Origin of the sequence: Microcystis wesenbergii FACHB-1317, assembly GCF_014696875.1 — a bacterium.
Taxonomy (GTDB): Bacteria; Cyanobacteriota; Cyanobacteriia; order Cyanobacteriales; family Microcystaceae; genus Microcystis; species Microcystis wesenbergii_A.
The window spans coordinates 1-7,063 of sequence record NZ_JACJQV010000075.1; the positions used below are offsets into that span (position 1 = coordinate 1).

Annotated in this window: 5 protein-coding genes and 3 pseudogenes; 3 read left to right on the plus strand and 5 right to left on the minus strand. The window is 42.0% G+C overall.

Annotation, left to right across the window (positions count from 1 at the left end; all coding sequences use genetic code 11):
* Positions 1-130: 130 nt before the first annotated feature.
* Positions 131-997, minus strand: a pseudogene (locus tag H6F92_RS03830) (RNA-guided endonuclease InsQ/TnpB family protein); the annotation flags it as partial.
* Positions 998-1,317: 320 nt separating this feature from the next.
* Here H6F92_RS03830 and H6F92_RS03835 point away from each other — a divergent pair.
* Complete coding sequence (locus H6F92_RS03835; RefSeq protein WP_190356856.1) at positions 1,318-2,622, plus strand: cytosine deaminase; 1,305 nt, start codon at positions 1,318-1,320, stop codon at positions 2,620-2,622.
* Here the strand turns inward: H6F92_RS03835 and H6F92_RS03840 are convergent.
* Both H6F92_RS03840 and H6F92_RS03845 read right to left on the minus strand, forming a co-directional pair.
* Positions 2,608-2,706: pseudogene (locus H6F92_RS03840) on the minus strand (DUF952 domain-containing protein); the annotation flags it as partial. The gene H6F92_RS03835 and the pseudogene H6F92_RS03840 sit on opposite strands and share 15 nt — an antisense overlap.
* 85 nt (positions 2,707-2,791) lie before the next feature.
* Positions 2,792-3,133, minus strand: coding sequence for a DUF952 domain-containing protein (locus tag H6F92_RS03845; protein ID WP_190356858.1), 342 nt, complete (start codon positions 3,131-3,133; stop codon positions 2,792-2,794).
* Positions 3,134-3,368: 235 nt separating this feature from the next.
* Between H6F92_RS03845 and H6F92_RS03850 the strand changes: the two genes are divergently transcribed.
* Positions 3,369-4,364 (plus strand): L-lactate dehydrogenase, encoded by a 996-nt coding sequence (locus tag H6F92_RS03850; RefSeq protein ID WP_190356859.1) that lies wholly within the window; start codon positions 3,369-3,371, stop codon positions 4,362-4,364.
* 527 nt (positions 4,365-4,891) lie between these two features.
* The gene (locus tag H6F92_RS03855; protein WP_079207329.1) at positions 4,892-6,100 is read left to right on the plus strand and encodes an NYN domain-containing protein; all 1,209 of its coding nucleotides are present in this window, start codon (positions 4,892-4,894) and stop codon (positions 6,098-6,100) included.
* 296 nt (positions 6,101-6,396) lie between these two features.
* Here H6F92_RS03855 and H6F92_RS03860 read toward each other — a convergent pair whose 3' ends face one another.
* A complete protein-coding gene (locus H6F92_RS03860; RefSeq protein ID WP_002737596.1) occupies positions 6,397-6,651 on the minus strand; it encodes a hypothetical protein in 255 nt (84 codons plus the stop codon).
* A gap of 281 nt (positions 6,652-6,932) precedes the next feature.
* Positions 6,933-7,063 (minus strand): annotated as a pseudogene (locus tag H6F92_RS03865) (IS5 family transposase); the annotation flags it as partial.

Consider the following 7,063-nt stretch of genomic DNA (forward strand, 5'->3'; position numbering starts at 1 on the left):
CAATTTCTCAGAACAAATATCTGAAAAATTTTTAAAATGCCTTGCTTTGCTTGCCCCGTAAGCGATTGAAGACAGACAAACAAGGAATCAAACTAGAGAATGAATCAGCCCTAGGGGCAAGGGGGGGGCAGCTTACATCAGATATTGCCTGAGATAACTTGGGGTTTTTGACCAGATTCTTGACGGCTAAATTCTCAACCACAATCGCTTGGTTTTCACGAACTAATTGAGTGGTTAGCTTATGTAAATGGTCTTTTCTGCTATCGGTGATTTGAGCGTGAATTCTGGCTACTTTGATTCTTGCTTTTCCCCGATTTTTTGACCTTTTCTGTTTTCTAGAAAGGCTTTTTTGGGCCTTTCGCAGTCTCCGATAATGCTTTTTAAAATGCTTAGGATTAGATACTTTATCGCCATCGCTGGTAATCACGAGGCTACTAATTCCTAAGTCAATTCCGATGGCTTTATCTGTTACTGGTAATGGCTTAATCGTTGGGTCATCAAATCTAATTGAAATATGCCAGCGTCCAGAAGGATGTAATCTGACTGTTACTGTGCTTGGTTCACAGCTTTCTGGTATTTGTCTTGACCATCGAATAGGTAAAGGTTCTGTGCATTTAGCTAAATAGATTTGTTTGTCTTTAAATTTAAAGGCTGATTTGGTAAATTCGGCACTTCCTCCTTGATGTTTTTTCTTAAAGTTAGGATAATTAGTACGACCAGCAAAGAAGTTAGTAAAAGCTGTTTGTAAATGTCTTAACCCTTGTTGTAAAGGTACACAGCTTACCTCATTGAGAAAGTCTAATTCTTCTTGCTTTTTCCAATCGGTCAACATTGAAGAAGTTTGAGCGTAGCCTACTCTTTCTTGCTTTTCGTACCAAGCTTGTGTTCTGAGATGGAGAGCTTTATTGTAAACCAATCTTACACAGCCCAATGTGCGCCGCAATAGCGACTCTTGTGTTGGTGTGGGGTAAAATCGAAACGAATAGGCTTTTTCCATACCTCACATTTTAGCATATATTTCGTAAACGATGCTCATATTTAACAGTAAAGCCGTCGTAGAACGACGGGGTTTCAGACCCAAAATTTTCGATGAGACCTCCGGCAAAAGTAAGTTCTCGAGCCGCTATCAGGTCAAAATATCCAAAACCTCAGATAAATTTGATATAATCTTAGGTTTTATGGATATTATGCTTGTCTCTTGTCTTTTTTCTCCTCCTGTCTCCTATCTGCTGTTTCCTCACCTAAGGTCAGATTTTTGATTTTTGCAGAAAATCTATTGTCGTCGTCAAACTACGGGTTTCAGACCCAAAAATTTCAATGATTCCCTCAAGCAAGCGCTACTGGCTCAAAAATGCCCATATTCCTGTTTCCCTCCTAGAAAATAAGGGTTTCTCTCCCCAAACCTCCGAGGGATTAACCTTAGTTAATCTGGAAATTAATGACGGTAACATTAATCGCATCACCTCAACCATCCCCCCCGAAGATAATATTCCCGTCATCGACCTCAAAAAAAAGCTTGTTTTTCCTTGTTTTATCGATATGCACACCCATCTCGATAAAGGTCATAGTTGGCAGCGTTGTCCTAACCATGATGGCACTTTTGACAGTGCCTTAAAAATGGTCCTAGAGGATTCCCGACGGGAGTGGCGCTTAGAGGATGTATATCGTCGCATGGAATTCGGTGTTAAATGCAGTTATGCTCACGGAACCGCCGCTATTCGCACCCATATCGACTCTTTTGGTCAACAGGCACAGATTAGCTTAACCGCTTTGGGAGAATTGCAACGACAATGGGCCGGTAAAATCACCCTGCAAGCGGTTTCTCTAGTTTCCCTTGACTACTATCAAACCGCCGAGGGAGCGGCCTTAGCCGATAAAATCGCCGAATTTGGCGGCATATTAGGGGGAGTAGCCTACACAAATCCCGATTTACAGGCACAAATTGATATTACCTTCAAATTAGCCCAAGAAAGGGGTTTAAATCTCGATTTTCATCTGGATGAAAACGGCGATCCTGATTCTACCTGTTTAGCAGCGATTGCGCGTACTGCTATCAAAAAGCAATTTTCTGGACAAATCATCTGTGGTCACTGTTGCAGTTTAGCGGTACAATCCCCTGAAATAATCCAAGAAACCCTAAATTTAGTCAAAAATGCGGGCATTGCTATCGTTAGCTTGCCGATGTGCAATCTCTACCTACAGGATCGTCAAGAGGAAAAAACCCCCTTTTGGCGCGGAACAACTAAGATCAAAGAGATGAAAAAAGCGGGAATTCCGGTTGCTTTTGCCAGTGATAACTGTCGCGATCCCTTTTATGGTTTTGGGGATCACGATGGTTTAGAAGTCTTTACCCAAGCGGTGCGGATTGCTCACCTCGACACACCCTACGCTGACTGGGTAAATAGTGTCACCCTCACCCCAGCAAATCTGCTCGGATTGCCCCATTTAGGGCGCATTAAGACTGGTCTAGAGGCAAATTTGTTAATTTTCAAGGCTCGCTACTTTAGCGAGCTATTATCGCGACCACAGTGGGATCGCCTCGTGATTCGGCGCGGGTTGAGCATCGATACTACTCTCCCCGATTACCAAGAGTTAGATGATTTAGTTCTAGGAATTGAGTAACTCCTGTAAGGGTTTGACAAAAACTACCGATTCTAGGTTGATAGCACCGTAAATATGGGGAAAGGTCTCTCTTTCTAGATGAACGTAGGTTGGGTTGAAGCATGAAACCCAACGCCCGATCATGTTACGCTACCGCTAACCCATCCTACAAATAATTGTGCATCCCTACTTAGGAATTGAGCAACTCCTGTAAGGGTTTGACAAAAACTACCGATTCTAGGTTGATAGCACCGTAAATATGGGGAAAGGTCTCTTTTTCTAGCTCTAGAGTGGCATTTTCTGGGTTAGGATGCTGGGGCTGCTCCCATTTGACCGGGGCCTGCAATTGTTCGAGAGAAATGGCTAAAACCAGCAAATCTGGCTGATTTTGATAAAAAGCATCCACAACTTTCGGAATTTGTTCTAAGGTGGAGCAATGGATAAATCCCTCATTTTTTAGGGAATGCGCCCGATATTCCCCCATTTCACGAGCTATTCGCCAACCTCTTTCCGTAGTGATGTGATAGATCATCGGTTCGCCTCCTACTGTCACTTTATCCCTAATTTTAGGATATAGCCTGAAGCTGTCAGCGGCCCTCAATTCTCTTAAACTAGGGGTCAGGGAATAAAGACAAGAAATTTGTCCGACCAATTACCAGAAAAAAATTGCCGATAACGTCCTCAAAATCTCTTGATAGTCTCCTTTTACCTGATATTAACCTTTTCCCCTTAAAATGAGCTTACCGAGCCATTAACTGCAAAAATCTATGCTAGATAAAATATTTACTCCCAATCCCTACGCTGAAAAACCCGCTCCTCTGCGTCCTCGCAAGGGGGTAATTATCGGTGTTGGTCAGGTGGGGATGGCCTGCGCTTACTCGATGTTAATTCAAGACTGTTTTGATGAATTAATTCTCCAGGATATCGCCACCGATAAAGTCGAGGGGGAAGTGATGGATTTAAGGCACGGAATGCCCTTTATTGAACCCACAGACTTGAAAATGGGAACCGTGGCCGATGTGGGACAAAATGCCGATGTGGTGATTATTACTGCTGGGGCTGCCCAAAAAGAGGGAGAAACCCGATTACATCTCCTTGAACGAAATGTGGCGATTTTTCGCCGTATTCTTGCGGATGTGGCTGTTTACTGTCCCAGTGCTTTGATTTTGGTGGTGAGTAATCCCGTCGATATCATGACCTATATTACCCTGAAAATAACCCATTTTCCGCCTTCTAGGGTGATTGGTTCGGGTACAGTGCTAGATTCTGCTCGTTTACGCTCTCTTTTATCCACCCAACTCCATGTAGATGCGCGTAACGTCCACGCTTATATTATCGGTGAACACGGGGATAGTGAGCTTGCTGTGTGGAGTTCGGCCAATATCGGAGGAGCAAGGTTATTAGAAGGAGATTGGCAGGATTTAAGCGCGGCCGACCAAGAAAGCTTAACAGAAATTTTTCTTCAGGTTAAAAACGCCGCCTATGAAATTATCAAACGCAAGGGTTATACTAGCTATGCGATCGGTTTAGCTACCACGGATATCGTTAAAGCGATTTTACGTTCCCAAGAAAGAATTCTCACTATTAGCACTCTCCTCGATGGTCAATACGGTCTCAAAGATGTGTGTTTAAGTATTCCCTCGGTGGTTAACGAGAAAGGAGTGATTAAAACCCTGAATCTTGCTCTCAGTCCCAGAGAAACCCAACAGTTACATAATTCGGCCAAAATCATGCGCGATTTAATCGATCAACTCAAAATTTAACTTAGGGTTGGCTGAATAAATCTAAAAACATTGTTGGCTAAGATTTTTAGATTTTTTTGACCTCAAAAAGTGCCAGACATAAGAGCGATCGAGGGGAAATTTTAGGCACTTTTTCCCCGAAAATTAGGTAATTGTGGGGTGGACTGAAGCAATTAGTGCTAGACTTCCCGAAAAGTCAATTTTATTTCAGCTTGTTGTTAGGAATCTACTTAAAAGAGGTTGTTTAATCTGGCTAATACGCTTTTGGTTATGATATGCAGAAAAGTTCGCTGCGATGGTGCTAAAATGGGGTGATATGCCGAGAGTTTTTACATATCGTTACTCTGAGGATTGTTATTCGGAAATTTTCTGTATAATCAATGGTTAGGCTGCTTCAAATTATCTGTGGTGACGTAGTTGAAGACCGTTCTATGAGCGTTAAGTGTTTCAGGAAGTTGTTGATAGGCTGACGATGTGTATCGGACAATGAGCAAATTGGGGTATACTGCGGGAAAAATTCACTCAGCAACAATTCAGCAGAATCCTAAATGGCAGAAAAAGTCGCAATCTTTCTGGATGTTGAAAATCTATCAGGTTGGCTAAAAGCAGATGGAGGGGAAGCACTATTGGAACGCGCCAATGAGCTAGGGCGTGTAGTTGTCCGTCGAGCCTATGGTGATTTCAGCATTGCATCAGTCAGTGTTCGTCAGCCAGAATTGAACCTGCTAGGTTTTGAGTTTGTCCATGTTTATCATCCAGTAAAAGGTAAAAACTCCGCTGACATTCAGATTGTTGTCGATGTTATGGAATACTTGGCTCGTATCCCTGATTTGGAATGGGTTGTGCTTGCCACTGGAGATTCAGATTTTTCACCTTTGTTTAGGCGTTTAAGGGAGTTAGGCAAGTCTGTAGTTGGCGTTGGACCACGTTCTGCTCTTAGTGAAGCTGTCAAGAAATCTTGCAATCGATTTATTTATATTGATGAAGAATTAACCTCCAATGGCGTATCTGCGTCGATGAAAACGACTCAATTGCGTGAGGACGCATTGGATTTGCTAGAACGTGTACTTGGTAAATTTCCAGATGGTGTCAGCCTTTCTACGTTAAAAAATGAAATGCTTGAAATTGATTCGGCATTTGATGAGCATAATTTAGGGTTTGGTGGATTCATGAAATTCCTCCAAAGCGCACCTGAAATAGTCAAACTATATCAAGTTAAACAAACTTGGCACGCAAAAGCTGAAGAAACTGGAGATAAATCTAATGAAATCACCCTGACGACAACAAACTCAGGAAGTACTTTAGTAGAACCTACAGTTGATTTATACAAGCGCCTTTTACGCAAAAGCAGTTGGCGATCTTGTGAATCATCTTTCCTCTGCGATGCCTTGAAAAATTTGAAAGAACGTTTTCCAGACGGCTTCACCAGAAGTGAGGAGTTTGAATATTTGATTGAAGCATTCGGACATAACCGAACTCGCGGAGAATTACGTTCGGCGATCTATCTTCTTTACAAGACAGGTTATGTAATTCAACAACCACAAAAACAAAATGACGAACATATTTTTATAGCCGATTTACCTGAATCTGAGCGTGTAATGTCAAAGAAGATAGATGCAGTGTTGGTAAATCGACTTGTTCAGCTTTGTAAACTACATAATACATCTTTTATTCCTGAACTCGTAACCCAACTTTTAACTAATTCTTATAACAAAGAACAGCTTAAAGTTTTAATTACCAATAATCAAATACCTTAAGATGGAGGTCGATACTGATGTTGCTACACCAGCATAACAAGTGCGATGCCGAAGGCACTGCGTAGCAGCACGCCGCTCTGGTAGTTAATGAAATGTAACGCACCTCTTTTTTCTCTAGTAGTAAGTACCTAAGCAAAATTAATTACACATATCTAAACACCTCTTGCCTCTTGCCTCTTGCCTCTTGCCTATCTTCACTAGGAAATTAATTTTGCACGACTACTTAGCACCATGTTCATTGATTGAAGCAAGTGATTGCAAGCTAACGGGGTTTTTGATTTTTGAAAAGGCGAGCGTTAGTTACCGTCCTGACTTAAAAAATAGCCAACTGCACGTTGAAGCTGTTCCATCCCTTGTTGCAGTTGGTCAATACGAGCCTTAGATTCTTCCATTTGTTGAGCAGTAGCTTCCACAAACCGATCAATACGCCGATTCGTTGCCTCACTGATTTCTGCTAATCTGTCAATATTGCTTTCTATTCGCTCTATTCGCTGCTGACTTGCCTCTAGACTGGCTTCAATACGGTCTAACCGAGAACTTTGCCACCACATTTAGTTAACACTTTGAAAATAAGCGATTATTGTCCTCAGTTTAGCAAATCTTTAGACAAATTAATCTCTTTTCATAGGGCGATCGCTTGAGGTGAAACTGCGATCGCTGGTTGCTTAGTTAATGGGACTTAAACAAATTTCAAGCCCAAACAAAGCCTAAACTGGCTCTGTAAGCGGCAAACACATCCCGATTCTCGGTCAGCCACTCAAAGAAACGGAAAGACATCGCTGTCCGAAAAGCTTCCAAGGCTTCCACAAAAGTAGATCTCTTGCAAAAGTAATCAAGATATATCCTTTTGTCGGTAACGAAGTTCGTAATTGTAGATACCAGCAATCAAATTCAATCTCAGACCAAATCGCCGTCTGCGATTTCTGTATCTTGATGAAAGTATCCGAAATATTTTGAGACGAC